This is a genomic window from Tabrizicola soli (genome assembly GCF_015999335.1).
In the GTDB taxonomy this organism is placed as follows: domain Bacteria; phylum Pseudomonadota; class Alphaproteobacteria; order Rhodobacterales; family Rhodobacteraceae; genus Tabrizicola; species Tabrizicola soli.
In genome coordinates this window covers 72,301-95,410 of sequence record NZ_JAEACP010000016.1, presented here as the reverse complement: position 1 = coordinate 95,410, position 23,110 = coordinate 72,301, and the positions used below count along the sequence as shown (strand labels likewise).

The following is a 23,110-nucleotide window of genomic DNA, read 5'->3' as shown; positions in this document are numbered from 1 at the left end:
CCGGACGGGCTTGCTGGCCTATGGTCTTGGGCGGAGGTTCTGCTAAAGGGGCGGCGTGAGCAAGCGGAAGGACCGGACATGACCCATCTCTGGGTGCGCGCCGAAGAGCGGCCGAACGAGGAGCGCGTGGGGATCACGCCCGAAGGCGCGGCCGCGCTGGTCCGGGCGGGGATCCGGGTCACGGTGGAGCGGTCCTCGGTCCGGGCGATCCCGCTGGACGGCTATGTGGCGGCGGGCTGCGGGATCGCGGCCGAAAACTCCTGGCCCGGGGCCCCGGCGGAGGCGATCGTCTTCGGGCTGAAGGAACTGCCCGAGGTGGGCACGCCGCTGACGCATCGGCACATCATGTTCGGCCATGCCTACAAGGGCCAGCCGGCGGGGCGGGTGCTCTTGCAGCGGTTCAAGGCCGGGGGCGGGACGCTGTATGACCTGGAATATCTGGTGGACGAGGGCGGCCGCCGGGTCGCGGCCTTCGGCTATTGGGCGGGCTATGCCGGGGCGGCTGTCAGCCTGAAATGCTGGGCGGCGCAGCAGCGCGGCGGGATCGCCGGGCCGGTCCGGAAGGTGGCGTCGAAGGATGCGCTTCTGGCCGAGCTGGGCGCAGAGCTGGCGGGCCTCGGCCGGCCACGGGCGATCATCATCGGGGCGCTGGGGCGCGTGGGGACCGGGGCGGCGGATCTGTGCGACGCCATGGGCGTCGAGGTGACGAAATGGGACATGGCCGAGACCGCAAGCGGCGGGCCGTTCCCGGAGGTGCTGGAGCACGAGATCTTCCTGAACTGCATCCTGGCGCGTCCGGGCTGCCCGGTGTTTGTCCCGGCGAGCGCCAAGACCGATCCGAGGAAGCTGACGGTGATCGGCGATATCGCCTGCGACCCGACCTCGGATTTCTCGCCGATCAAAGTCTATGACCGGGCAACGGACTGGGACGCGCCGGCGCTGCGGGTGGCCGAGAACCCGCCGCTGGACGTGACGGCGATCGACAATTTGCCCAGCCTGATGCCGGTCGAGTCCTCGCAGGACTATGCGGCGCAGCTTCTGCCTTCGCTGCTGACGCTGAAGGACCTGGACAAGGGCGTCTGGGGGCGGGCGAAGGTGGAATTCGACAGGCACGTCGCGAGCGTGTGAGAGGGCGCAAATCTTTTCGAAAAGATTTGCAAGAGTTTTCGAAAACTCTTGGTCGCGCATCGGCCAAGCGAGGGGAGTGAGAACATGACGATCCATTGGTGCGGCACGGGGCTGTCGTCGATTCCGGGGCTGCGGCGGCTGATCGAGGCGGGCCATCCCGTCACGGTGTGGAACCGCACGGTCGAGAAGGCGCGTGCCGAGGTCGGCGACCTGACGCAGGACATCCGGCCCTTCAGCCTGGAGGCGCTGGCCGCCGTGCTGAAGCCGGGCGACATCGCCGTGTCGATGCTGCCCGCCGACCAGCATGTCGGGATCGCGAAGCTCTGCCTGGAGAAGGGGGCGAACTTCTGCTCCTCCTCCTACATCGCGCCCGAGATGCGGGCGCTGGACGAGACGTTCCGGGAAAATGGGCTGGTCTCGGTGAACGAGGTCGGCCTCGATCCCGGCATCGACCACCTGATGGCGCATGACCTGGTGGCGCGGTACCGCGCGTCCAAGGCCTATGATCCCGAGAATGTGCTGTCCTTCACCTCGTACTGCGGCGGGGTGCCGAAGGTCGCGAATGCCTTCCGCTACAAGTTCAGCTGGGCCCCGGCGGGGGTACTGAAGGCGCTGCGCTCGCCCTCGCGCAGCTTGCGGCATTTCTCGGAACTGCGGGTCAACCGGCCCTGGGATGCGATCACCCGCTATGACGCGCCCCTGCCGGTGCCGGAAAGCTTCGAGGTCTATCCGAACCGTGACAGCTATCCCTTCATGGAGGAATACCGCTTCGAGAAGCACTGGAAGGTGCGCGACTTCGTGCGCGGGACGATCCGGCTGAACGGCTGGGCCGACGCCTGGGCGCCGATCTTCCGAGAGATCGAGGGGCTGGAGGGCAAGAGCGCGGCCGAGGTCGATGCGGCGCTGAACGCGCGGGCGGCGGAACTGCTGAAGGAGAATTCCTATGCCGAGGGCGAGCCGGACCGGGTGGTCCTGTTCGTGGCGCTGAAGGCGGAAAAGGATGGCAAGCCGGTGTTCCACCAGACCTGGGCGATGGATGCCTGGGGCGATGAGCGCGGAACGGCGATGGGGCGGCTGGTCTCGATCCCGGTGTCGCTGGCGATCGAGGCGGTGATGAACCGCGAGATCGCGGCGGGGGTGCATGGCGCGCCGCATGATCCGAAGCTGCTGGCGCGCTGGCTGGGCGAGGTCGGGCATCTCGCGCAGGTGCTGCAACGCATCGACCATCTGGCCTGAGGCTTTCTCCACTTCGTCTCCTCGTCGGCGCAGACCCGCGAGGGGTGACGAAGTCATCGACGGGCGGGCCGGTCTTGCCTATCATCGCCGCACGTTCCGGGGCTACCGGACAGGTGAGCGAGGCGGGGCGTGGGCCGGATCAGCAACGCGTCAGGGCGATTGGACCGGCTGGCCGACCGGCTGGCGGTGCTGGCGGCGCTTCGGGCGCGGCCGGCCTCGGGCTTCGCGGTGCAGCCCGAGCCCCGCTCGGTCGGGTCCGTCACGCGGGGCGAGCGGCTGGTGGCGGGAGAGGTGTTCCTGGCCGGACATCTGGTCGCGGCCCCCGGCGTCCCGCTTTGGGACATCGCCGCGCCGGATGCCGATTTTTCCGCCGCGGCGCAGGGGTTCGGCTGGCTGGACGATCTGGCGGCCCTGGGCACGAAACCGGCCCGGCGGCAGGCGCAGGACTGGACCTGGCACTGGATCGCCCGACATGGCGCAGGGCAGGGAGCGGGCTGGACGCCCGAGCTGACCGGGCGGCGGATCCTGCGCTGGCTGCATCATGCGGCACTGCTGCTGGCGGGGCGCGACCGGGCGCAGGCGGGGGGCTTTTACCGCGCGCTGTCCCGGCAGGCGGCCTATCTGGCGCGGCGCTGGAAGGCGGCCCCCGCGGGCCTGCCCCGCATCGAGGCGCTGGTGGGCCTGGTCCATGCCGGGGTCCTGCTGGCCGGGATGCAGCGGCTGATCGGCCCTGCGACGGCGGCGCTGGCGGCGGCCTGCGAGGCGGAGATCGACGCCGAGGGCGGCATCGCCTCGCGCAATCCCGAGGAGCTTTCGGAGCTGCTGACGCTGCTTGCCTGGACGGCCGGCGTGCTGACCGAAGGCGCGCATCCGGTGCCTGCGGCCCTGTCGGCGGCGATACGGCGCATCGCCCCGACGCTGCGGGTGCTGCGCCATGCCGATGGCGGGTTGGCGCGGTTCCATGGCGGCGGCGCGGGGGCCGAGGGGCGGCTGGATCAGGCGCTGGCGCTGGCCGGGGTGCGTGCGGGGGCGTCCGCGCCGATCGCGATGGGTTTTGCCCGGCTGAGCGGGCGGCGGACCACGGTAATCGTCGATGCCTCCGCGCCACCCGGAGGGCGGGCGGCGCGGCGGGCGCATGCCTCGACCGCCGCTTTCGAGTTGACCTCGGGGCGGCGGCCGGTGGTGGTGAGCTGCGGCGCGGGCGAGGCGTTCGGCCCGGCCTGGCGACAGGCGGCGCGGGCGACGCAATCGCATTCGGTGCTGGCGATGGAGGGGGCCTCGTCCTCGCGGCTGGGGGCGGGCGAGGATCTGGCCGAGCGGGCGGTGGTGACGGCCTGCCGGATCACGCCGGGGCTTGAGGGGACGGACCTCTACCTGGCGCATGACGGCTGGCTGGCGAGCCACGGCCTGACCGCCAGCCGGAGCCTGACCTTGAGCCATGACGGCCGCCGCCTGTCGGGCGTGGACAGCCTGACCGCGTTGACCCATGAGGCGCGGCGGCGCTTCGAGGAACTGATGACCGCGACCGCGATGACCGGGGCGGGTTTCGCGATCCGCTTCCACCTGCATCCCGAGGTGGAGGCCGAGCTGGACCTGGCCGAGGCTGCCGTCACGCTGCATCTGCGCAGCGGCGAGGTCTGGATCTTCCGCTTCACCGGCCCCGTGGCCCTGGGGCTGGAGCCCTCGGCCTATCTGGAGGCCGGGCGGTCGCAGCCCTGGCCCTGCGCCCAGATCGTGCTGCACGGCAACGCGCGGGGATTCGAGACGCGGATAGGCTGGACCTTGGCGAAGGCAAAGGATACTCCGCTGGCCATCCGGGACCTGGACGGCGCCTGACGGTCGCCCGAAGGCCCCGCCGGGCATCTGAGAGGGTATCGCCATGACCAACCTCGTCCCCATCGGCCGCGCGCTGATTTCGGTTTCCGACAAGTCCGGCCTCCTGGAGCTGGCGCGGGCGCTGGATGCCCAGGGGGTCGAGCTGATCTCGACCGGGGGCACCTCGATCATGCTGCGGGCGGCGGGGCTGAAGGTGCGGGACGTGGCCGATGTGACCGGCTTTCCCGAGATGATGGACGGTCGCGTCAAGACCCTGCACCCGATGGTGCATGGCGGCCTCCTGGCGCTGCGCGACGATGACGAGCATCTGGTCGCCATGGCGGCGCACGGGATCGAGCCGATCGACCTCTTGGTCGTCAACCTCTACCCGTTCGAGGAGACGGTGGCCAAGGGCGCGGACCATGCCACCTGCATCGAGAATATCGACATCGGCGGACCGGCGATGATCCGGGCGGCGGCGAAGAACCACAAGTTCGTGACGGTGGTGACCGACCCGGCGGATTACGGCCCGCTCCTGGACCAGATGCGCGCGCATGACGGCGCGACGACCCTGGCCTTCCGGCAGAAGCTGGCGCTGACGGCCTATGCCCGGACGGCGGCCTATGACACCGCCGTCAGCACCTGGCTGGCGGGCGAGATCAAGGAGCCGACCCCGCGCTATCGCAGCTTTGCCGGCAAGCTGGCGCAGCCCCTGCGCTATGGCGAGAACCCGCATCAGGCGGCCGCCTTCTACCTGGACGGCAGCCGCCGCCCCGGCGTGGCGACGGCGCGGCAGTGGCAGGGCAAGGAGCTGTCCTACAACAACATCAACGACACCGACGCGGCCTTCGAGCTGGTGGCCGAATTCGCCGGCGGCGCCCCGGCCTGCGCGATCATCAAGCACGCGAACCCTTGCGGGGTGGCCACGGCCGCGACCCTGACCGAGGCCTACCAGCGTGCCTACCAATGCGACCAGACCAGCGCCTTCGGCGGGATCGTCGCGCTGAACCAGGTGCTTGACGGGGCCACGGCGGAAGAGATCGTGAAGATCTTCACCGAGGTGGTGATCGCCCCCGATGCGACGGAGGAGGCCAAGGCGGTGTTCGCGGGCAAGAAGAACCTGCGGCTCTTGACCACGGGCGCGCTGCCGGACGCCAAGGCCGGGGGGCTGGCCTTCAAGCAGGTGGCGGGCGGCTTCCTGGTGCAGGACCGCGATGCGGGGCATGTCGCGCCGTCGGACCTGAAGGTGGTGACCAGGCGCGCGCCCTCGGATGCCGAGATGCGCGACCTGATGTTCGCCTGGACGGTGGCCAAGCACGTCAAGTCGAACGCGATCATCTACGTCAGGGACGGCGCGACCGTGGGCGTCGGCGCGGGCCAGATGAGCCGCGTCGATTCGACCCGGATCGCCGCCCGCAAGGCGCAGGACATGGCCGAGGCCCTGGGGCTGGCGGGGCCCTTGACCAAGGGTTCGGTCGTGGCCTCGGACGCCTTCTTCCCCTTCGCCGACGGCCTCATCACCGCGGCCGAGGCCGGGGCGACGGCGATCATCCAACCGGGCGGCTCGATGCGCGACGACGAGGTGATCGCGGCGGCGGATGAGCGTGGGCTGGCCATGGTCTTCACCGGCATGCGGCACTTCCGGCACTGATGATGCGGCGATTCTGGCTGAGCGCGCTTGCGACCTTTGTCCTGGACCAGCTGACCAAGCTGGCCGTGGTCTTCGGGCTGGACCTGGCGAACCGGGTCGAGATCGATATCTTCCCGCCCTTTCTGGTCTTCCGCATGGCTTGGAACCGGGGGATCAACTTCGGCCTGATGGCGCATGGCTCGGACATCGCGCGCTGGGGGCTGATCGCGGTGGCTCTGGCGATCTCGGCCTGGGTGATCTGGTGGCTGCGGCGCACACCTGGCGGGCGCTGGCTGCAGGTCGCGGGCGGGCTGCTGGTCGGCGGCGCGCTGGGTAATGTGGTGGACCGGCTGGCCTATGGCGCGGTGGCGGATTTCCTGAACATGTCCTGCTGCGGGATCAAGAATCCCTATGCCTTCAACGTGGCTGACATCGCGATCTTCCTGGGCGCGGTCGGGCTGGTGTTCCTGGCCGATGGCCGGAAGGACGGCGGGAAGCCTTCCCGCGCAAGGAAGTAATCCCCCCGTGACGACCGGATCGCTTTAGGCTAAGAGGGGGCAAAGACGGGTTCGGAGGCAGGCATGCAGGCGGCAAGGGGCAAGGCGTTCATCGCGGTTGCAGCGGTGTTTGTCCTTACGGCTTGCGGCGGCAAGGGCGCGCCCGAGCTGATGAACCTGCGGACGGGCAGCGGGCCGGACGAATTCGCCATCGTGCCGCCGAAACCGCTGGAAATGCCCGAAACCCTGACCGACCTGCCCGAACCGACGCTGGGCGGGACCAACCGCACCGACCGCCGCCCCGAGGATGACGCCGTCATCGCGCTGGGCGGGCGTCCGGGCGCGGCCGGCGGCATCCCCTCGGCCGACAGTGCGATCTACGCCCATGCGGCGCGGTTCGGGGTCGACTCCGGCATCCGCGCGACGCTGGCGGCCGAAGACCTGGAATGGCGGCGCGACAACAACGGCCGGATCCTCGAGCGGCTGTTCAACGTGAATGTCTACTACAAGGCCTACCGCGACCAGAGCCTGGACCAGCAGGCTGAACTCGCCCGCTGGCGCAGGCTGGGCCTGCGCACGCCCTCGGCCCCGCCGCGCAAGGCTGGCGAAGAGTAACAAGCGCGTTCCCCCGCCTTGATCGCAGGCCGCCGGTCTGCACTATGCCCCCACGCCATAGGGAGAGCCTGATGCATCGTGATCTTGTCCGGGGCGCCGCCCTGTCGCTGGCGCTTGCCCTTCCCGTGGCGGCCGAGCCAGTGACCACCTTCACGCTGGACAACGGCCTGGACGTGGTGGTGATCGAGGATCACCGCGCCCCGGTCGTGGTGCAGATGATCTGGTACCGGGTCGGCGCGGCGGACGAACCCGCAGGCCATTCCGGCATCGCGCATTTCCTGGAACACCTGATGTTCAAGGGCACCGAGAAGGTGGGGCCCAACCAGTTCTCGGCCATCGTCGAAGCGCAGGGGGGCGACGACAACGCCTTCACCTCTTGGGACTATACCGCCTATTTCCAGCGCATCGCCGCCGACCGGCTGGAGTTGGTGATGGAGATGGAAGCCGACCGGATGCGCAACCTGCGCCTGACGGAAGAGGATGTCGCGACCGAGCGGCAGGTGATTCTGGAAGAGCGCGCACAGCGGACGGACAGCTCTCCCGGCTCGCTCTTGTCAGAACAGATGCGGGCGGCGCAGTTCCTGAACAATCCCTATGCCATCCCGGTGATCGGCTGGCGGCATGAGATCGAGGCGCTGGACCGCGAGGATGCGCTGTCCTATTACGAACGCTTCTATGCGCCCAACAACGCCACCCTGATCATCGCCGGCGATGTGCAGCCCGATGCCGTGAAGGCGCTGGCGGAAAAGCACTACGGCCCGCTGGAACCCTCTGACGGCATCGCGCCGCGCACGCGCCCGCAGGAGCCGCCGCAACTGGCCGAACGCCGGATCGCGCTGGCCGACGAGCGGGTGTCGGAGCCCTATCTCATCCGCACCTACCTCGCGCCCGAGCGCGACCCCGGCAACCAGAAGGACGCCGCCGCCCTGACCGTGCTGGCCGAGCTTCTGGGCGGGAACGGCCAGACCTCGGTCATGGCGCGGGCGTTGCAGTTCGATGCGCAGGTGGCGGTCTATGCCTCGGCCTTCTATGACGGGACCTCGATCGACGATGCGACCTTCGGACTGGTCGTCGTGCCCGCGCCGGGAGTGGAGCTTCAGGTCGCCGAGGCCGAGATGGACCGCGTCCTGGCCGATTTCCTGGAGACCGGCCCCGATCCCGCCGCGCTGGAGCGGATCCGCACCCAGGTCCGCGCGGCCGACATCTACGCCCGCGACGACGTGAACGCGCTGGCCCGCCGCTATGGCGAGGCGCTGTCGGTCGGACTCTCCCAGGCCGACGTCGACACCTGGGACGAGGCCCTGTCGGCCGTGACCGCCGAGGATGTGGTCGCCGCCGCCCGCAAGGTTCTGGACCGCAGGAACGCCGTGACAGGCTGGCTGACCCGGCCCGAGGGCGCCCCGGCCGAGGTCGCCGCGCCCGAAGCGCCCGTCGAACCCGCAGGAGAGACCGAATGATCCGCGCCCTTTTCGTCCTTCTTGCGCTTGCGCTGCCCGCGCGGGCCGAAATGCAGATCCAGGAGGTCACCTCGCCCGGCGGGATCACCGCCTGGCTGGTCGAGGATCACAACATCCCCTTCACCGCGCTGGAAATCCAGTTCCGGGGCGGCACCTCGCTGGACGCGCCGGAAAAGCGCGGGGCGGTCAACCTGATGACCGCGCTGATCGAGGAGGGCGCGGGCGAGATGGACAGCCGCGCCTTCGCCGAAGCGCGCGACGCGCTGGCGGCCGAGTTCCATTTCGACGCGGGCAAGGATTCGGTCGGCGTCTCCGCCCGCTTCCTGACCGAGAACCGCGATCAGGCCATCGACCTTCTGCGCGCGGCGCTGGTCACCCCGCGCTTCGATCAGGATGCGGTGGACCGGGTGCGTGGCCAGGTCCTTTCGATCCTGCGCTCGAACGAGAAGGACCCCGACAGTATCGCGTCGGAGACCTTCGACGCTCTGGCCTTCGGGGCGCATCCCTATGGCTCGACCGGGGACGGGACCATCGAGACGGTCACCGCGCTGACGCGGGACGATGTGGCGGCGGCGCACAAGGCGGCGCTGGCGCGTGACCGGATCTTCGTGGCGGCGGCGGGGGATATCACGGCCGCGGAGTTGGGGCCGCTGCTGGACCGCCTGCTGGGCGACCTGCCCGCGACCGGCGCGCCGCTGCCGGGGCGCGCGGAATGGCTGTTGCAGCCGGGCGTGACGGTCACGGATTTCCCCAGCCCGCAATCCACCGTGCTCTTCGGCCACCAGGGCATCAAGCGCGACGATCCCGACTTCTTCGCCGCCTTCATCCTGAACGAGGCGCTGGGCGGCGGCCGCTTCACCGCGCGCCTGATGAGCGAGGTCCGCGAAAAGCGCGGGCTGACCTACGGGATCGGCAGCTATCTGGTCGGGCTCGACCAGGCCGAGATCTACATGGGCCAGTTCTCGGCCTCGAACGACAAGGTGGCCGAGGCGATCGCGGTGGTGCGGGCGGAATGGGCCCGGATCGCCGGGGAGGGGCTGACCGAACAGGAGCTTGCCGATACCAAGACCTATCTCACCGGCTCTTACCCGCTGCGCTTTGACGGCAACGGGCCGATCGCCAGCATCCTTGTCGGGATGCAGATGGAGGGCATGCCGATCGACTATGCGGTGACGCGGAACGCGAAGATCGAGGCGGTGACGATGGAGGATATCCGCCGAGTCGCGGCGCGGCTCTACCAGCCGGAGGCGCTGCATTTCGTCGTGGTGGGCCAGCCGACGGGGTTGTGACATCCCTTCCCCGACTCGGGCGGGACTGCTACAGATGGGGGCATGACGTTGCACACCCCCAAGATAACGGGCGCTGACGGCCGCCCGGTCATCCGGCAACTGGACGAGGCCGCGATCAACCGCATCGCGGCGGGCGAGGTGGTGGAACGTCCGGCCTCTGCGGTGAAGGAACTGGTCGAGAACGCGCTGGACGCGGGCGCCAGCCGGATCCAGGTGGATATCGCCGATGGCGGCAAAACGCTGATCCGGGTCACGGACGACGGCTGTGGCATGACGGCCGAGGACCTGCCGCTCGCGCTCTCGCGCCACGCGACGTCGAAGATCGACGGGTCGGACCTCCTCGACATCCGCAGCTTCGGCTTCCGGGGCGAGGCGCTGCCCTCGCTGGGCTCGGTCGGGCGGCTGACCATCACCTCGCGCGCCGGGGGCGAGGCGGCGCAGATCGCCTGCGAGGGGAGCCGGCTCTCCCCCGTCCGCCCGGCGGCGCTGACGCGGGGCACCGTCGTCGAACTCCGCGACCTGTTCTTCGCCACCCCGGCGCGGCTCAAGTTCCTCCGGTCCGACCGGGCCGAGCTGCAGGCGGTGGCCGAGGTGATGCGGCGGCTGGCGATGGCCGAGCCGCAGGTCGGCTTCACCCTGCGCGACGTGACCGGGGGTGAGGCGCGGGTCCTGTTCCGCGCCGATCCGGCAAGCGGCGACCTTTTCGACGCGCTGGAGGGGCGGCTCTCGGGCATCCTCGGCCGCGAATTCACCGAGAACGCGCTGCGGATCGACGCCGAACGCGAGGGGCTGCGGCTGCAGGGCTATGCCGCGCTGCCGACCTATTCGCGCGGCTCGTCCTCGCAGCAATACCTGTTCGTGAACGGCCGCCCGGTGCAGGACCGGATGCTCTACGGCGCGCTTCGGGCGGCCTATTTCGACGTCCTTTCCCGCGACCGCCACCCGGCCGCCGTGCTGAACCTGATCGCCGATCCGCAGCGGGTGGACGTGAACGTCCACCCCGCCAAGGCCGAGGTCCGCTTCCGCGAGCCCGACGCGGCGCGGTCCCTCATCATCACCGCCCTGAAATCGGCGCTGACCGGGGCCGGTCACCGTGCCTCCTCCACCGTCGGCGCGGCGACCCTGCAGGCCATCCGTCCCGTCTACCAGATGGACCGCCCCAGCCAGCCGACCCTTGCCCGCGCCTTCGCCTTCCAGGCCCCCCAGACCTTCGCAGGCTTTGCCGAAGCGCCGATGGCCCCCGCCTTCGCGCCCCCCCGCGAGGCGGAGACGACGTCGAACGACGAGCACCCCCTCGGTGCCGCCCGCGCGCAACTGCACGAGAACTACATCGTCGCCCAGACGGCGACCGGCATCGTCATCGTCGACCAGCATGCCGCGCATGAACGCCTGGTCTACGAGCGCCTGAAACGCCAGCTGGCCGAGACCGGCATCCGCGCCCAGGCCCTCCTGATCCCCGAGATCGTGGACCTCTCGCCCACCGATGCCGCCCGCCTTCTCGACGCTGCGCCCGCGCTGGCCGGGGTCGGGCTGACCATCGAGCCCTTCGGGGGCTCCGCCGTGGCGATCCGCGAGGTTCCCGCCGTGCTGGGCCAGGTCAACGGCGCAGCCCTCTTGCGCGACATCCTCGACGAACTGACCGACAGCGGCGACAGCACGCTTGTCCGGGCGAAGATCGACGCCATTCTTTCCCGCATGGCCTGCCACGGCTCCGTCCGCTCCGGCCGCCAGATGCGCCCCGAGGAGATGAACGCCCTCCTGCGCGAGATGGAGGCGACGCCGCTTTCGGGCCAGTGCAACCACGGCCGGCCGACCTATGTCGAGCTCAGCCTCCACGACATCGAACGCCTGTTCGGCCGCCGATGATCACGCTGTTCGGCCAGAGCTACCAATGGAACGCGCCCGAGATCCTGCTCCTCGGCGGGGCCGCCCTCGTGCTCCTGATCCTCCTCGTCCTCATCCTCCGCGCCGCCGCCCGCGCCTCCTCCACCGCCGAACCGCTGTTGCGCGAGGTCTCCTGGCTGTCCTCCCGCGTCCAGACCCTGAACGACGGGCAGGAACGGCTGGCCGGGGGCCTGCACCATGTCTCGGAGGCGCAGGCCGTCAGCCAGACCGCCATGCTGCAGGTGATGGAGCAGCGCCTGGCGGATGTGCAGCGCCAGATGACCGAGGCCCTGCACGGCACCTCGACCCGCACGGCGCGGTCGCTGGGGGAACTCCAGCAGCGGCTGGAGACCATCGACAAGGCGCAGGCGAATATCGAGAAGCTGTCCGGCAACGTCCTCAGCCTGCAGGACATCCTGTCGAACAAGCAGACGCGCGGGGCGTTCGGGGAAATCCAGCTGCACGACATCGTGCAGAAGGCCCTCCCGAAGGACGCCTATACGATGCAGGCGACCCTGGCGAACGGTCGCCGCGCCGACTGCCTGATCCACCTGCCCAATCCTCCCGGCCCCATCGTCATCGACGCCAAGTTCCCGCTGGAGGCCTACGAGGCCCTGCGCCGCGCCGACACCCCCCGCCTCGCGCAGGAGGCCGCGCAGGCGATGCGGCAGGCCGTCCGCGCCCATATCCGGGCGATCAGCGAACGCTATATCCTGGAGGGCGAGACGGCGGACGGCGCGCTGATGTTCCTGCCCTCGGAAGCGGTCTACGCCGAACTGCACGCCAACTTCCCCGACCTGGTGCGCGAGGGCTTTGCGGCCAAGGTCTGGATCGTCTCGCCCACCACCTGCATGGCGACGCTGAACACGATGCGCGCGGTGCTGAAGGATGCAAGGATGCGGGAACAGGCGGGGGCGATCCGCAAGGAGCTGTCGCTGCTTTATGCCGACGTCGAACGGCTGGGGACGCGGGTGGAGAACCTGGACCGCCATTTCGGCCAGGCGGCGAAGGATATCGAGGAGATCAAGATTTCCTCGGACAAAGCCACGAAACGCGCCCGGCGGCTGGACAATTTCGACTTCGAGGAACTGGCCCCCGACACTCCCGCGAAGGTGATCGGCGCGGCGGAGTGAGGTAGGGTGGGTGGTCCCGCGATTCCTCGCGGATTCACCCGCCGGCCGATAGGAACACGATGCGCCACCTGACCCCTGCCGACTACACCCGCCAGCCCTGGAAGAACGGCAAGGGCAACACCACCGAGCTTTGGCGGCTTGAGCGGGACGGCCAGCTCCTCGTTCGCCTCTCCCGTGCCTCGGTGGTCGAGGACGGCCCGTTCTCGCTCTTTCCCGGCATCGAGCGGAACCTGACCGTGCTCTTCGGCCCCGGCTTCCGGCTGACCGGGCCGGGCCTGGATTTCCGCTGCGAGCCGCTGGTGCCGGTGGCCTTCCCCGGCGACGTGGAGGTCACGGCGACCGAAACCAATGGCCAGCAGTCCGACGATTTCAACGTCATGACTGCGCAGGCGCTGGCAAGGCCGCAGGTCATCGTCGCCCGGAACGACAGCCTTCCCGCCAAGGGGACCCTCGCGCTCTACGCGCTTGGCCCGTGCCGCATCAATGGCGCCGCCGTGAACCGCGACGACCTGGTCCTGACCGATGGCCCCGCCCGGTTGGACGGCGACTGGCCGGTGATCGCAGTCAGGTTGCAGCTTCCGTAGGCCGGGCTTCAGACCGGCGCCCCGGTCAAATCCGGAACAACGGCTGCGCCAGGCGCGGGATCAGGCCTCGAAACCGCAGCGGCGCATCCGTCGCCGCCAGGCAGATGCAATCCTGCCCGGCCAGCGCGACCGGAGTATGCTCCAGCGCCTCGTCCGCGATCTCGACATCGCCGCGGGAGAAGCGGTCGGTCTCGTCGGCGAAGGCGCCCTGCAGGACCAGCGTCAGCTCCAGCCCGCGGTGGCCGTGGTCCGGTACCGCCGTTCCCGCCGGGATATAGAGAAGACGCGCCGTCGCGTCGCGGTCGGTCGGCAGGATCGCTTGCCGCACCCCGCCGCCCACCCGCCGCCAGCGCACCGCCGGGAGATCGCCGCCGACATAATCCACCAGCGGCGCCGGGAAGATGCCCGCCGCACGCCGGGGCTTCGGGGCCGCGGCCCGCGGCAGCCACTCGATCCGGGCCAGGGTTCGCGCCAGGGCGTCTTCGCCCATGGCGATCTCTCCGGCTTCTTCCAGCACCGCGCCGCCGACCGCATCGAACGAGTCCGCCTGTGCCCGGCAGTCGTCGCACAGCGACAGATGGGCCGCCACGACCAGGCTGAACGCCTCGGGCAATTGACCGGCGGCATAGGCCATCAACAACTGGTCCGAGAGGTGGTGGCGTATCGTCATGTCCGCTTCGGTCCTTCACCCATCCGGTGGCGCAGCTTGTCCAGCGCCAGCCGTATCCGCGACTTGATCGTCCCCAGCGGAAGCCCCGTCTCGGCGGCGATCTCGCTATGGGAAAGCTCGCCATAGAAGGCGCGCTCGATCAGCGTCCTCTGCGGCGTGGGCAATGCGGCAAGCGCACGGCCCAGCCGTTCCGTCTCCTGCCGGGTCTCCAGCGCCTCGGCCTGGTCAGGCTCGGGCGCGGGGCCCCAGTCCAGCTCCTCCGGTTCCGCCCGGCGCGCGCGGCGCAGGGCGTTGATCCGGCGGTTGCGGGCGATCGTATAGACCCAGGTCGCCACGCTGGCCCGCGCCGGATCGAACAGATGCGCCTTCTGCCAGAGCACCGCCATCACGTCCTGCGCGCATTCCTCGGCCAGGGACGCCCCGGCGCCCGACTTCATCAGGAAGGCCTTCACCCTCGGGGCGAAATGCCGGAACAGGACGGCAAAGGCCGCCCTGTCCTGATGGTCGCGCACCCGCAGCAGCAGGGCCGCCCAATCCGTCTCATCCTCGCTCGACACCAGCCCGTCCTTCTTCCGGCGTAGCACGGCCCTTCCCGCCGCGCCGCGATGGCGCGATGGACCTGCCTGTCCCGTGATAGCGAATTCGCCGGTGTCCAGCATCATGCGATTTCATACGCCGCAGATGCCGGGCCGGATCACACCTCCGCGCGGGACAAGTGATCCGATCCGGCGCGGCCTGCGTAAGTGCCGAAAATCACCGAAGGAACCCACCGGAATGCCGTTCGAGACCTTGGGCCAGGCTCCTCGCCGCATCGCCGTCATCGGAGGGGGCATTTCGGGGATGGCGGCCGCACATCTGCTGGCCGAGACCAACACAGTCGTCCTGTTCGAGGCCGAACCGCGCCTTGGCGGCCATGCCCGCACCGTGATCGCGGGCAAGCGCGGCGACCAGCCGGTCGACACCGGCTTCATCGTCTTCAACCGGATGAACTACCCGAACCTCGTGCGCCTGTTCGAGAAGCTGGGCGTCTCCACCGTCGAAAGCCGCATGTCCTTCGCCGCCTCGATCCGAGGCGGCGCGCTGGAATACGGGCTGGCCACGATGGACACGCTCTTTGCCCAGCGCAGGAACGCCTTCAACCCGCGCTTCCTGCGGATGCTGGCCGACATCCTGCATTTCAACCGCAATGCCGTGGCCCTGGCGGCCGACCCCGCCATGACGATCCGCGAACTGCTGGATCGTCTCGGCACCGGGCCCTGGTTCCGCGACCATTACATCACCCCCTTCTCGGGCGCGATCTGGTCGACGCCGACGCGCGGCATCCTGGACTTTCCGGCGCGGGCGCTGGTGCGCTTCTTCCGCAACCATGCGCTGATGGGCCACAAGGGCCAGCACCAGTGGTATACCCTCCGCGGCGGCTCGGTCGAATATGTCCGCCGGCTTGCGGCCACGATGACCGCGCAAGGCGTCCACATCCGCACCAATACGCCGGTGGCCGGCGTGCGGCGCGAGGCGGGGTCGGTCCTGGTCCGGGCGCAGGGCGGAGAGTGGGAGCTTTTCGACGACGTGGTCCTGGCGACGCATTCCGACATCTCGCTGAAGCTTCTCGCCGACGCCACCCCGGCCGAGGCGGGGGCGCTGGCCGCGATCCGCTACCAGCCGAACCAGGCGGTGCTGCATTCCGACCCCTCGCTGATGCCGAAGTCGCGCAAGGTCTGGTCCTCCTGGTCCTATGTCGAGCCGAAGGCAGGGCCGGGAGAGCGCATCGACCTGACCTACTGGATGAACAGCCTGCAGCCGATCCCGCAGGACGATCTCCTGTTCGTCACGCTGAACACCAGCCGCCCGATCCGCGAGGACCTGATCCATGACGTGACCACCTTCCACCACCCGGTCTTCGACCTGGCCGCCCTGGCCGCGCAGGACCGGCTGCGCGCGATGAATGGGACCGGCAACACCTGGTTCTGCGGTGCGTGGATGCGGAACGGCTTTCACGAGGATGGCTTCGCCTCGGCGGTCGATGTGGTGCAGGCGATGGGAGAGCGGCAACGCTTCCGGCTGGCGGCATGACCAGGGTCGAGCGGATCCGGGCCGAGACCTTCCACCGCCGCAAGGGCCCGGTGAAGAACGCCTTCCGCTATTCGGTGGACTATGTGCTGCTGGATCCCGACCGGGCGCAGGGACCGTCGCTGTTTTCCCGCAACCGGGGCAACCTGATGGCGGTGCGTGACAGCGACCACGGCGGCGCTCCGGGGCGGGGGCGGGGCGCCGCATGGGCGCGCGAAGTGCTGGCGGGGCAGGGGCTGGCGCATGACCGGCTGCTCCTCCTCGCCCAGCCACGCCTGCTCGGCCATGTGTTCAACCCGGTCAGCTTCTGGCTGGCCCAGGATGCCTCCGGCCAGTTGCGCGCCGTGATCGCCGAGGTCACCAACACCTGGGGCGACCGGCATTCCTACCTCTGCCACCGCGAGGATCGTGGCCCGGTCACCCGCGAGGACACGCTTCGGGCGCAGAAGATCTTCCACGTCTCGCCCTTCCAGCCGGTCGCGGGGCGCTACGACTTCCGCTTCGACATCCGGCCCGACCGGATCGGGATCTGGATCGACTACACCACGCCGGACGGCGGGCTTTACACCAACCTGATCGGCCCACGCCTGCCCCTGACCAATGCCGGGATCATCGCCTCGGCCCTGCGCCGCCCCTTCGGCTCGCGCCGGGTGCTGGCGCTGATCCACTGGCAGGCGCTGAAACTGTGGTGGAAAGGCGTCCGCTTCACCCCCTGCCCGCCGCCGCCCCAAGGCGAGGTCTCCGGTCCGGCATCGCCCTTTCAGACTGGCCCAAATATCCCCGCCGGAGGCACGCGCAAGCCGCGTCGTAGGCGCCCGACATGAAAGGCGCCAGGCGGGGGCGGGAGTTCCGGGGCAAACGCTACTGGCTGGTCGGCGCCTCGCATGGGTTGGGCCTCGCGCTCGCCCGGCTGATGTCCGAGGCGGGGGCCGAGCTGATCCTCTCGGCCCGCGATGCCCAGGCGCTGGACGCGGCGGTGGCGGGCCTTCCGGGCAAGGCCCGGGCGCTGCCGGTGGATGTGGGCTGCCGCGCCAGCGTGGCGCGGGCGGCAGAGCAGTTGGGCGATCTGGACGGGATCGTGTTCCTGGCCGGCGTCTACTGGCCGATGCGGGCGCAGGACTGGGATGCGACGAAGGTCGAGGCGATGGCCGAGGTGAACTTCACCGGCTGCATCCGCGCCCTGGGGGTTGCCCTGCCCGCCATGCTGGCGCGGGGGCGGGGGCATGTGGTGATCACCGGCTCGCTCTCGGGCTTTCGCGGCCTGCCCGGCGCTATCGGCTATGCCGCGTCCAAGGCCGGGGTCATGGTGCTGGCCGAATCGCTACATGCCGACCTGCGCCGGTCGGGCATCGCGGTGCAGCTGGTGAATCCGGGCTTCATCCGCACCCGGCTGACGGCGAAGAACGATTTCGCCATGCCCTTCGTCATGCAGCCCGAGGCCGCGGCAAGGATCATGTTCCGGCACATGCGGTCGGGCCGGTTCAAGACCAGCTTCCCGACGCTCTTTTCCTGGATCTTCCGCGGCGGTCGGCTCCTGCCGGACTGGATCCATTACCGCCTTTTCCCGCCCCGCGAATGAGTAGGGTGGGCGATTCGCCCACCCTGCGCCTGGGCTTACTTCAGCGTGGCGAGATAGGCCGCGATATCCTCGGCTTCCTCGGCCTTCGGCAGCTTGAAGGTCATCTTCGACTTCGCGGCGTCATCGCCCGAGGCCGTCTTCACCCAGGCGTTCGGATCGGCCAGGTAGGTGACAAGCTGCGCCTCGTCCCAGACCGCGCCCTTTTCCTTGGCCGCCAGGATGCCGTCGCCGTATTTGAAGTCGGCCGACGAGGCGACCGGGTTGCCGACGATGCCCCAGAGGTTCGGGCCGGTCTTGCCGCCCTTCACCACCTCGGTTCCGTCCGCAGCCACGATCGAGTGGCAGGACTTGCACTTCTTGAAGCTGTCCGCGCCATCCTCGGCGCTGGGATCGGCAAAGGCGGGGGCCGCGAAGGCCGCGAGGGCGAGAACGGGGAGAAGTCTTTTGAACATGGGTCTTCCTTTCAGCTGCGTAACGGTCGGATCTGGCCATGCCATATGGCGGGCCCGGTATTCCTTGACTTTTGTCAGTTCTAGCCTGTCCCCTCGGCCTCGGCAATCAGGCGCGTCACCCAGCGGGCACCTGCCCAGGTGGCGGGCAGTCCCAAGGGCAGCGACAGCCAGAGCGCCGTGACCGGGGGAATCGCGGGCAGGCCGATGCTGACGCCGATCAGCCCCAGGAGGAAGAGGTTGATCGCCACGGCGCCGGTGGCAAAGGGCCACAGCACCGCCAGAAGCCGCCACGACGGCTGTCTAGTGGCTGGTGCCGTCCTCGAAGGTGATCTTGTTCCAGACATTGTATTTCCCAGACGGCTTGACCATCGGCAGCCGCTCAAGTTCCGTGAAGGTCGCCGCATCATAGATGATGACCGCGCCATCCATTTCCCAGATCGAGACCAAAGCATATTTCCCGTCCCGGGTGAATTCGGTATGCGCCACGGTCTTGCCGGGCTCCGGCTTCAGGACCTTCACCACCTCAAGCGACTGCTTGTCGATGATGTGCATCTCGCCCTTGTGCTCGCCGGTGAAGACATCGGCCCAGAGATAGGGCGTGCCGTCATGGCTGCGCAGGAAGAAGCCGGGGCCCGAGGTCTCGATCACCTTGACCAAGCTCCAGTCCTCCATGTCGATGATGCTGATCCGGGGTTCGTTCAGATGCGGGATCGCGACGACGCGGTGGCCGTTCCTCTCCCAGCTGATTCCCGAGCCGAGATGCGGCATCCCCGGCAGGGGCAGGCTGGCGATCTCGCGGCCGACGTCCAGATTCACCACGACGCCGGTTTCGCCCTCGCGGTTCGCGCCGATCAGTTCCCGGTAGTCGGGCGAGAAGAAGAAGTCGTCCAGCGGCGCCGAGACGTCGATCCGGCGCCGGGCGAAAAGGCCTTTCTCCACCCCGACCGCTTCCTCCATCCCGTTCTCGTTGTTGTGGACGAAGCCCTCCGAATAGGGCCCGCCGTCCTCGGTGAAGGCGACCTCCCAGATTTCGGGGACGTCCTTCAGCGCCAGGACGAAGGTCCCGCGCTCCGGGGCCTGGTAGACGGCCGAGACGCGGCTGGGCTCGCCCTTGCGGCCCGAGACCTCGAACACCCTGGCCACGGTCAGGTCGGCGGCGTTCAGGATGGTCAGGGTGTTCGGCAGGTAGTTGGCGACGGCAAGGTATTTCCCGTCCGAACTCATCGCGATGTTGCGGCTGTTCAGGCCGGCACGCACCCGGCCGACCTCGTGCAGCGACCAGAGATCGTATTTCTGCACCCAGCCGTCGCGTGACATGACGAAGACATAGCGCCCGTCCGAGCTGAACTTCGGCCCGCCATGCACCGCGAAGGGCGTCTCGAAGCGATCGAGGACGTCGAAAGTGTCGCCGTCGAGGACCGAGATATGGCTGTCGCCGGTTTCCACCACCAGCGTCACGTTCATCGGATCGGCGGTGAACACCGGCGCGGCGGCGGGGGTATAGTCGTCCCGCAGGCTGCGGGTGGCGAGGATTTCCGCCTCGCCCCAGACCGGCGCTTCGGCCAGGGGCTGCGAGATGAACTCGGCTACGGCGGCAACGCTCTCGGGCGAGAGCTGGTCCTTGAAAGCCGGCATCTGCGTCATGGCGCGCCCGTCCGCGATGACGGCCGTCAGCCTGTCGCCCGCCAGCCGCCCCAGGCTTTCCGGGATCAGCGCCGGACCCTGCGCGCCCAGCCGGGTTTCGGCGTGGCACGAGGCGCAGAGATCGGCATAGATCGTCGCGCCATCGGGCCCGGCAAGGGCAGGGGTGGCGACAAGCGTCAGGGCCAGCAGGACGCCGGAGAACCGGCGTCGCGCCCCCCACCCCCATCCCCTCCCCACGGGGGGGAGGGGAAGCGTGAAATGGTCATGGCGGGGACGGGTGGCCGGGCGGGCAGGCCTGTCAGGCGAATCGATGCGCGGGGTCATGGCTCTTTCCCCGGAAGGGGGTGACGGTGACGCGGTCGGCCTCGTCCACCCCGATCTCGGCATTGGTCAGGTAGCAGGCCGGATCCTCGGCCCAGGGGTCGCCGGTGACCTGCAGGGCGCGGATGCGGGTGTTGCCGCCGCAGATGTCCTTGAAGGCGCAGGCGCCGCAGCGGCCCTTCAACGGGCGCGGGCGCTGCCGCAAGGTCGCCAGCATCGGGTCGGGGCCGGTCCAGAGCTGGCTGAAGGGCGTATCCTTGACGCTGCCCACGGTGTAGTCGGACCAGTAGGTATCCGGATGCACCTTGCCCTGCGGGTCGATGTTCGCCACCCCAAGGCCGCTGGAGTTGCCGCCCCAGGCCTCAAGGTGCTGCGCCACATGTGCGGCGCGCTGTTCGGGGAAGTTGCGCTCTACCCAGCGCAGGAACCAGACCGCGTCGGCGTCGTTGTTGCCGGTCACGATCTCCAGGGGCTGATCCTCGGCCACCGCGACCCAGGCCCTGTCGATCAGCTGGGTCATCGCCTTGCGGGTGCGGGCATGGGCGGTGTCGTCGCCCCGGTTCTTGTCACCGCGCCCGGCATAGACGAGGTGGGAAAGGTAGAACTTGTCCACCCCTTCCGCATCGCACAGGTCGATCATCGCCGGCAGCATGTCGGCGTTGTCCTCGGTGATGGTGAAGCGCAGCCCCACCTTCACGCCCTTGGCCTTGCAGGCCCGCACCCCGGCCAAAGCCGCATCGAACGCCCCGTCCACACCGCGGAACCAGTCGTTCATCTGGCCGATCCCGTCCAGCGAGATCCCGACATAGTCGAATTCCAGATCCGCCAGCCGGTCGATGTTCTCGGCCACCTTGGTCCCGTTGGTCGACAGCGACAGGTGACGGAACCCCAGTTCCCGCGCCCGTTCGGCCAGCGGGAAGAAGTCGAAACGGCTCAGCGGTTCGCCGCCTGACAAGATCAGCGCCGGGATGCCGAAACCCGAAAGGTCTTCCAGCACGCCCATCGCCTGCTCATGCGTCAGCTCGCCCGGAAAGGGCACATCGGCGCTGGTGGTATAGCAATGCCGGCAGCGCAGGTTGCAGGTGCGGGTCAGGTTCCAGATCACCACCGGCTTCACCGGACCCGACCGGCGGCGGACGGGGGTGGGGTGGACCAGTTCGCGCATGTATTGCGTCAGGCGGAACATCAGCCTTCTCCGGCAAGGCGCATCCCGGTCTTCTTCAGGATGCGGGTGGAATACAGGATATCATGGCTGCGGCAGGCGTCACCCAGCAGCGCGGCGACCTCGGCCCGCTTGGCCTCGACCTCGTCGCGGGTCTTGCCATGCAGCATGGCGAACAGGTTGTAGGGCCAGTCCGGCAGGGCGCGCGGCCGCAGGTAGCAATGGCTGACGAAGGCCAGCGCGCCGACCCTGGCGCCCAGCGTCTCGGCCACCGGATCGTCCAGGTCCCAGACGCTCATCCCGTTGGCGGCCATTCCCAGCGCGTAATGGTTCGGCGCCACGGCCACGCGGCGGATGACGCCGTCGTCCTGCATCGCCTGCATCCGGGCGATGACCTCGTTCTCCGGCAGGAACAGCCAGCGCCCGACCTCCTCGAAAGGATGCGGCGTCAGCGGCAGGCCCGAGGCCGTTGCCTTCAATATCCGCCGGTCGGTTGCGTCAAGCGTCATGCCTCTACCCGGAAGCCGATGAAGAACTCTTTCAGTTTCGGAAAGCGCAGGACCTTCAGCCCCGTCTCCCGCTCGATCCGCGCCGCCGTTTCCGCGATCTGTTCGGCCTTTTCGCAGGCCAGGACGAACCACATGTTCAGCTGGTGCTGGCGTTCATAATTATGCGCAACCTCGGGAAGTTCATTGACATAAGTCACGACCTCGTCGAACTGCCCGGCCGGGACCGACATGGCGCACAGGCAGAAGGCCCCGCCCATCGCCTCGGCATCCAGGAACGGACCGAAGCGCGTGATCGCCCCGATCTCGCGCAGTTGGGCGATGCGGTCGACGACCTCGGCCTCGGTCAGCCCGGCCTCGGCCGCGATCGGGGCGAAGGGGGCATGGGTCAGCGGCAGCCCGTCCTGAAGGCGGTTGATCAGCAGGCGGTCGGTCGCATCCAGGGCATCGGGGGGAAGGGTTGCGCGCATCAGGCAGCCTCCTGCAGGCGGGCACCGGACTGTTTGAAGCAGCGGGTGGAGAACAGGACACGGTGGTCCGCCCCGGCCAGTTCCGGCAGGGCGCGGGCGGTTTCCAACACCGCGAGCGCCTCGGAGCGCGAGCGGGCGTGGATCATGCAATACAGGCGATAGGGCCAGACGCCGGGGACGGCGACGCGCTCATAGGCCAGCGTCACCCCTGGCAGCGCGGCAAGGGCGCGACCGGCGGCCTCGGTCTGCGCGACGTCCCAGACCACCATCGCATTGGCGGTGTAGCCCAAGGCGCGGTGCCGGACGATCACGCCCAGCCGGGTCAGGATCCCTGCCGCCAAGAGGTCGCCGATGCGGGCGGTCACCTCGCCCTCCTCGCGGCCAAGCTTCAGCGCCAGCGCGGCATAGGGCTGCGGCACCAGCTCCAGCCCCGCGCTGAGGGCGTGCAGCAGCGGCCGGTCCTCCGGGCGCAATGCGGCGGTCTCGACCTGCCGCCCGCCGGGCATTGCGACCGGGCCACCTGCCAGCGGAAAGCCGAGGTCGATGTTGAACGGCCGCACCAGCCGCAGGTCCAGCAGTCGCAGGCCGGTCGCGGCCTCGATCCGTGCCAGCATTGCCGAAAGCGCCGCTCCATCCGGCGCTGTGGCGACGAACCAGAGGTTCCAGTCCGCCTCGCGCAGGTAGGAATGGTTCACCCCCGGCTCGGCCCCGACGATGGCGGCGACCTCATCGATCCGCGCCTCCGGCACCGCCAGCGCGGCAAGGGTGGAGGCCCCGGCGGTGTTCGGCCTGACCGTGCCGCCGACACGGCTGATCCGCCCCGCTGCCTGCATCCGGGCCAGCCGCCCGATCACCTCGGCCTCGTCCAGGCCAAGCACCGTACCGATCCGGGCGAAAGGCCGGGCCTCCAGCGGGAAATCGCGCTGGAAGCGGTCGAGAAGGGCAAGGTCGGTCGGGTCGATCCGGTCCAT

23 protein-coding genes are annotated in these 23,110 nt (G+C 69.3%); 14 read left to right on the top strand and 9 right to left on the bottom strand.

From position 1 onward, the window contains the following. Positions 1-78: 78 nt before the first annotated feature. The 11 genes from I7S92_RS15590 to I7S92_RS15540 all read left to right on the top strand — a co-directional run bounded on the left by I7S92_RS15590 (position 79) and on the right by I7S92_RS15540 (position 13,268). The gene (locus I7S92_RS15590) at positions 79-1,128 is read left to right on the top strand and encodes a saccharopine dehydrogenase (protein ID WP_197646014.1); all 1,050 of its coding nucleotides are present in this window, start codon (positions 79-81) and stop codon (positions 1,126-1,128) included. Positions 1,129-1,212: 84 nt separating this feature from the next. After that, entirely contained in the window at positions 1,213-2,364 is a 1,152-nt protein-coding gene (locus I7S92_RS15585; RefSeq protein WP_197646012.1) for a saccharopine dehydrogenase family protein, read from the top strand. A gap of 129 nt (positions 2,365-2,493) precedes the next feature. Continuing rightward, on the top strand, positions 2,494-4,200 hold the full coding sequence (locus I7S92_RS15580) for a heparinase II/III family protein (RefSeq protein WP_354001340.1): 1,707 nt from the start codon (positions 2,494-2,496) through the stop codon (positions 4,198-4,200). Between the two features lie 43 nt (positions 4,201-4,243). After that, a complete protein-coding gene (purH, locus tag I7S92_RS15575; RefSeq protein ID WP_197646010.1) occupies positions 4,244-5,830 on the top strand; it encodes a bifunctional phosphoribosylaminoimidazolecarboxamide formyltransferase/IMP cyclohydrolase in 1,587 nt (528 codons plus the stop codon). A 2-nt stretch (positions 5,831-5,832) separates the two neighbouring features. After that, positions 5,833-6,327 (top strand): signal peptidase II, encoded by a 495-nt coding sequence (lspA, locus tag I7S92_RS15570; RefSeq protein ID WP_197646087.1) that lies wholly within the window; start codon positions 5,833-5,835, stop codon positions 6,325-6,327. A 63-nt stretch (positions 6,328-6,390) separates the two neighbouring features. Continuing rightward, positions 6,391-6,921, top strand: coding sequence for a DUF3035 domain-containing protein (locus I7S92_RS15565; protein WP_197646009.1), 531 nt, complete (start codon positions 6,391-6,393; stop codon positions 6,919-6,921). Between the two features lie 68 nt (positions 6,922-6,989). Continuing rightward, complete coding sequence (locus tag I7S92_RS15560) at positions 6,990-8,378, top strand: M16 family metallopeptidase (RefSeq protein ID WP_386003938.1); 1,389 nt, start codon at positions 6,990-6,992, stop codon at positions 8,376-8,378. After that, the gene (locus I7S92_RS15555; RefSeq protein WP_197646005.1) at positions 8,375-9,667 is read left to right on the top strand and encodes a M16 family metallopeptidase; all 1,293 of its coding nucleotides are present in this window, start codon (positions 8,375-8,377) and stop codon (positions 9,665-9,667) included. Before I7S92_RS15560 ends, I7S92_RS15555 begins: the two co-directional genes overlap by 4 nt. Positions 9,668-9,709: 42 nt before the next feature. Further along, the gene (gene mutL / locus I7S92_RS15550; RefSeq protein WP_197646003.1) at positions 9,710-11,533 is read left to right on the top strand and encodes a DNA mismatch repair endonuclease MutL; all 1,824 of its coding nucleotides are present in this window, start codon (positions 9,710-9,712) and stop codon (positions 11,531-11,533) included. Further along, positions 11,530-12,684 (top strand): DNA recombination protein RmuC, encoded by a 1,155-nt coding sequence (locus tag I7S92_RS15545; protein ID WP_197646001.1) that lies wholly within the window; start codon positions 11,530-11,532, stop codon positions 12,682-12,684. Before mutL ends, I7S92_RS15545 begins: the two co-directional genes overlap by 4 nt. Positions 12,685-12,743: 59 nt before the next feature. Further along, the gene (locus I7S92_RS15540) at positions 12,744-13,268 is read left to right on the top strand and encodes a HutD/Ves family protein (RefSeq protein ID WP_197645999.1); all 525 of its coding nucleotides are present in this window, start codon (positions 12,744-12,746) and stop codon (positions 13,266-13,268) included. Between the two features lie 25 nt (positions 13,269-13,293). On the opposite strand, the gene I7S92_RS15535 is transcribed toward I7S92_RS15540, so the two are convergent. After that, positions 13,294-13,938: a ChrR family anti-sigma-E factor gene (locus I7S92_RS15535; protein WP_197645997.1), complete on the bottom strand. Its 645-nt coding sequence runs from the start codon at positions 13,936-13,938 to the stop codon at positions 13,294-13,296. Next, entirely contained in the window at positions 13,935-14,522 is a 588-nt protein-coding gene (locus tag I7S92_RS15530; RefSeq protein WP_386001757.1) for a sigma-70 family RNA polymerase sigma factor, read from the bottom strand. Before I7S92_RS15530 ends, I7S92_RS15535 begins: the two co-directional genes overlap by 4 nt. Positions 14,523-14,712: 190 nt before the next feature. On the opposite strand from I7S92_RS15530, the gene I7S92_RS15525 reads away from it, so the two are divergent. From I7S92_RS15525 to I7S92_RS15515, 3 genes are read left to right on the top strand one after another with little or no spacing between them, the layout of a single operon-like run. Next, positions 14,713-16,008 (top strand): NAD(P)/FAD-dependent oxidoreductase, encoded by a 1,296-nt coding sequence (locus I7S92_RS15525; RefSeq protein WP_197645995.1) that lies wholly within the window; start codon positions 14,713-14,715, stop codon positions 16,006-16,008. Beyond that, positions 16,005-16,829: a DUF1365 domain-containing protein gene (locus I7S92_RS15520; protein WP_197645993.1), complete on the top strand. Its 825-nt coding sequence runs from the start codon at positions 16,005-16,007 to the stop codon at positions 16,827-16,829. Before I7S92_RS15525 ends, I7S92_RS15520 begins: the two co-directional genes overlap by 4 nt. Then, a complete protein-coding gene (locus I7S92_RS15515) occupies positions 16,826-17,584 on the top strand; it encodes an SDR family NAD(P)-dependent oxidoreductase (protein WP_197645991.1) in 759 nt (252 codons plus the stop codon). The genes I7S92_RS15520 and I7S92_RS15515 overlap by 4 nt, the downstream gene beginning before the upstream one ends. A 35-nt stretch (positions 17,585-17,619) precedes the next feature. Here I7S92_RS15515 and I7S92_RS15510 read toward each other — a convergent pair whose 3' ends face one another. From I7S92_RS15510 to ahbB (I7S92_RS15480), 7 genes are all read right to left on the bottom strand, one after another. Further along, a complete protein-coding gene (locus I7S92_RS15510) occupies positions 17,620-18,036 on the bottom strand; it encodes a c-type cytochrome (RefSeq protein WP_197645989.1) in 417 nt (138 codons plus the stop codon). Between the two features lie 80 nt (positions 18,037-18,116). Further along, entirely contained in the window at positions 18,117-18,311 is a 195-nt protein-coding gene (locus tag I7S92_RS15505; protein ID WP_354001339.1) for a hypothetical protein, read from the bottom strand. A 25-nt stretch (positions 18,312-18,336) separates the two neighbouring features. Continuing rightward, positions 18,337-20,004, bottom strand: coding sequence for a nitrite reductase (locus I7S92_RS15500; protein ID WP_197645985.1), 1,668 nt, complete (start codon positions 20,002-20,004; stop codon positions 18,337-18,339). Continuing rightward, positions 19,979-21,187: a heme d1 biosynthesis radical SAM protein NirJ gene (gene nirJ, locus I7S92_RS15495; protein ID WP_197645983.1), complete on the bottom strand. Its 1,209-nt coding sequence runs from the start codon at positions 21,185-21,187 to the stop codon at positions 19,979-19,981. Before nirJ ends, I7S92_RS15500 begins: the two co-directional genes overlap by 26 nt. Next, positions 21,187-21,672: a siroheme decarboxylase subunit beta gene (gene ahbB / locus I7S92_RS15490; protein WP_197645981.1), complete on the bottom strand. Its 486-nt coding sequence runs from the start codon at positions 21,670-21,672 to the stop codon at positions 21,187-21,189. The genes nirJ and ahbB (I7S92_RS15490) overlap by 1 nt, the downstream gene beginning before the upstream one ends. Beyond that, the gene (locus tag I7S92_RS15485) at positions 21,669-22,139 is read right to left on the bottom strand and encodes an Lrp/AsnC family transcriptional regulator (RefSeq protein WP_197645979.1); all 471 of its coding nucleotides are present in this window, start codon (positions 22,137-22,139) and stop codon (positions 21,669-21,671) included. Before I7S92_RS15485 ends, ahbB (I7S92_RS15490) begins: the two co-directional genes overlap by 4 nt. Continuing rightward, on the bottom strand, positions 22,139-23,110 hold the full coding sequence (gene ahbB / locus I7S92_RS15480) for a siroheme decarboxylase subunit beta (RefSeq protein ID WP_197645977.1): 972 nt from the start codon (positions 23,108-23,110) through the stop codon (positions 22,139-22,141). The genes I7S92_RS15485 and ahbB (I7S92_RS15480) overlap by 1 nt, the downstream gene beginning before the upstream one ends.

Excerpts from the sequence above, each read along its gene's own strand:
- I7S92_RS15590 (WP_197646014.1), top strand. The coding sequence starts at position 79 with ATGACCCATCTCTGGGTGCGCGCCGAAGAGCGGCCGAACGAGGAGCGC.
- I7S92_RS15585 (WP_197646012.1), top strand. The coding sequence starts at position 1,213 with ATGACGATCCATTGGTGCGGCACGGGGCTGTCGTCGATTCCGGGGCTG.
- purH (WP_197646010.1), top strand. The coding sequence starts at position 4,244 with ATGACCAACCTCGTCCCCATCGGCCGCGCGCTGATTTCGGTTTCCGAC.
- lspA (WP_197646087.1), top strand. The coding sequence starts at position 5,833 with ATGCGGCGATTCTGGCTGAGCGCGCTTGCGACCTTTGTCCTGGACCAG.
- I7S92_RS15565 (WP_197646009.1), top strand. The coding sequence starts at position 6,391 with ATGCAGGCGGCAAGGGGCAAGGCGTTCATCGCGGTTGCAGCGGTGTTT.
- I7S92_RS15555 (WP_197646005.1), top strand. The coding sequence starts at position 8,375 with ATGATCCGCGCCCTTTTCGTCCTTCTTGCGCTTGCGCTGCCCGCGCGG.
- mutL (WP_197646003.1), top strand. The coding sequence starts at position 9,710 with ATGACGTTGCACACCCCCAAGATAACGGGCGCTGACGGCCGCCCGGTC.
- I7S92_RS15545 (WP_197646001.1), top strand. The coding sequence starts at position 11,530 with ATGATCACGCTGTTCGGCCAGAGCTACCAATGGAACGCGCCCGAGATC.
- I7S92_RS15540 (WP_197645999.1), top strand. The coding sequence starts at position 12,744 with ATGCGCCACCTGACCCCTGCCGACTACACCCGCCAGCCCTGGAAGAAC.
- I7S92_RS15535 (WP_197645997.1), bottom strand. The coding sequence starts at position 13,938 with ATGACGATACGCCACCACCTCTCGGACCAGTTGTTGATGGCCTATGCC.
- I7S92_RS15525 (WP_197645995.1), top strand. The coding sequence starts at position 14,713 with ATGCCGTTCGAGACCTTGGGCCAGGCTCCTCGCCGCATCGCCGTCATC.
- I7S92_RS15520 (WP_197645993.1), top strand. The coding sequence starts at position 16,005 with ATGACCAGGGTCGAGCGGATCCGGGCCGAGACCTTCCACCGCCGCAAG.
- I7S92_RS15515 (WP_197645991.1), top strand. The coding sequence starts at position 16,826 with ATGAAAGGCGCCAGGCGGGGGCGGGAGTTCCGGGGCAAACGCTACTGG.
- I7S92_RS15510 (WP_197645989.1), bottom strand. The coding sequence starts at position 18,036 with ATGTTCAAAAGACTTCTCCCCGTTCTCGCCCTCGCGGCCTTCGCGGCC.
- I7S92_RS15500 (WP_197645985.1), bottom strand. The coding sequence starts at position 20,004 with ATGACCCCGCGCATCGATTCGCCTGACAGGCCTGCCCGCCCGGCCACC.
- nirJ (WP_197645983.1), bottom strand. The coding sequence starts at position 21,187 with ATGTTCCGCCTGACGCAATACATGCGCGAACTGGTCCACCCCACCCCC.
- ahbB (WP_197645981.1), bottom strand. The coding sequence starts at position 21,672 with ATGACGCTTGACGCAACCGACCGGCGGATATTGAAGGCAACGGCCTCG.
- I7S92_RS15485 (WP_197645979.1), bottom strand. The coding sequence starts at position 22,139 with ATGCGCGCAACCCTTCCCCCCGATGCCCTGGATGCGACCGACCGCCTG.
- ahbB (WP_197645977.1), bottom strand. The coding sequence starts at position 23,110 with ATGGACCGGATCGACCCGACCGACCTTGCCCTTCTCGACCGCTTCCAG.